Source organism: Streptomyces sp. SID11385, assembly GCF_010548245.1.
Classification (GTDB): Bacteria; Actinomycetota; Actinomycetes; order Streptomycetales; family Streptomycetaceae; genus Streptomyces.
This window is the reverse complement of sequence record NZ_JAAGLR010001009.1, coordinates 1-1,527: the sequence shown is the minus strand read 5'-3', so window position 1 is coordinate 1,527 and position 1,527 is coordinate 1. Positions and strand designations below refer to the sequence as shown.

General features: G+C 75.4%; 1 protein-coding gene and 1 pseudogene. One reads left to right on the top strand and one right to left on the bottom strand.

Annotated features, from left to right (window positions below; all coding sequences use genetic code 11):
* Positions 1–151: pseudogene (locus G3I42_RS30900) on the bottom strand (decaprenylphospho-beta-D-erythro-pentofuranosid-2-ulose 2-reductase); the annotation flags it as partial.
* 225 nt (positions 152–376) lie between these two features.
* Between G3I42_RS30900 and G3I42_RS30895 the strand changes: the two are divergent.
* Positions 377–1,369: a YihY/virulence factor BrkB family protein gene (locus G3I42_RS30895; protein ID WP_164291021.1), complete on the top strand. Its 993-nt coding sequence runs from the start codon at positions 377–379 to the stop codon at positions 1,367–1,369.
* The last annotated feature ends 158 nt before the right edge of the window (positions 1,370–1,527 follow it).

The window sequence follows — 1,527 nt, the reverse complement described above, 5'->3', positions numbered from 1 at the left end:
CGGCGGCGGCGTCGAGCGCGGGCCCCGCGCGGCCCGCGAGCCACACGGTGCGGGTGCGGCGGCCGATCATGCGGCGCGCGGTGGCGAGACCCAGCTCCGACGTGCCGCCGAGCAGCAGCAGAGAACGGGGCGGGCCGATCGGGTCCTGCATGGCGTACTCCTCGGGGCTCAGGGGCGGCCGCGCGGCGGACGTGCGGCGGGCGCGCGGTGACCGTATCGCCCACCGCGTGCCGAATACCCCCAAACCGACCGAAAACTCACCGTATCGGGCTACGGTGCGGGCTCGTTCCCGCCCCGCCGGACTGCCCGGGCCCGTACCGGGGCACATGGTGGCCAGACGGTACGGCGCGGCGCTCGGGAGGGCGGACACACACCCATGGACTGGCTCACGAGACTCCCGGTGCTCGGCCCCTGGTTCGCGCGGCTCATGCGCACCCGCGCCTGGCGCTGCTACGAACGGCTCGACGAGGTGCGCTGGGCGCGGCTCGCCGCCGCGATGACCTTCACGAGCTTCCTCGCCCTCTTCCCGCTCCTCACCGTCGCCGTCGCCGTCGTCGCGGGCGCCTTCGGGCAGGACCGCGTCCACGACCTCGAAGGCCGCGTCAAGGAGCAGGTCCCCGGCATCGCGAACCAGCTCGACCTGCAAGGACTCGTCGACAACGCGGGTACGGTCGGACTCGTCGCGGGCGCGGCGCTGCTCTTCACGGGCATCAACTGGGTCGGCTCGATGCGGGAGTCGCTGCGCGCGGTGTGGCGGCTGCCCGAGGACCCGGGAAACGCCATCATGGCCAAGGTGCGCGACGCGGGCGTCCTGATCGGCCTCGGCGCCGCGGGCCTGATCACCGTCGTCGCCTCGGCCGCCTCGACGACGGCGATCGGCTGGACGGCCCGCCACATCGGCATCGCCGAGAACGGCGCGGGCGGCGTCCTGCTGCGCGTCCTCTCCTTCGCCGTCGCGGTCGGCACCGACTTCCTGCTCCTGCTCTACGTCCTGAGCCTGCTGCCCCGCGTCCACCCCCGGCGCCGCCGCCTCGTCTTCGCCGCGATGATCGGCGCGATCGGCTTCGAGCTGCTGAAGCTGCTGATCGGGGGGTACATCTCGGGCGTCGCCTCGAAGAACATGTACGGCGTCTTCGGCGTCCCGATCGCGCTGCTCCTGTGGATCAACTTCACCGCGAAGCTGCTCCTGTACTGCGCGGCGTGGACGGCGGTGGAGGGGCGCGCGGAGACGGCGGAGAGCGAGCGGGCCGAGGAGGCCGAGGCGGCGCGGCTCACGACGGCGACGGAGCCCCCGGCGGCCCGGGACGGCAGGCTCCGCAAGCGGGGACGGCCGGGGGCGACGCGGGCGCCGGGGAGTGCCGAGGGCTGAGCGCGGAGGCGGCCGGGGTCTCCCGGACGGACGAGGGCGGGGCCCGGGGAGCGTACGCGTCCTCGGGCCCCGCCCTGTTGTCGGCGAGGGGGCGGGCCCGGCGGTCGGCCGGGCCCGGCGGTCAGTCGCGGGGCGGGGTGCCGGCGTCCGTACCGGGG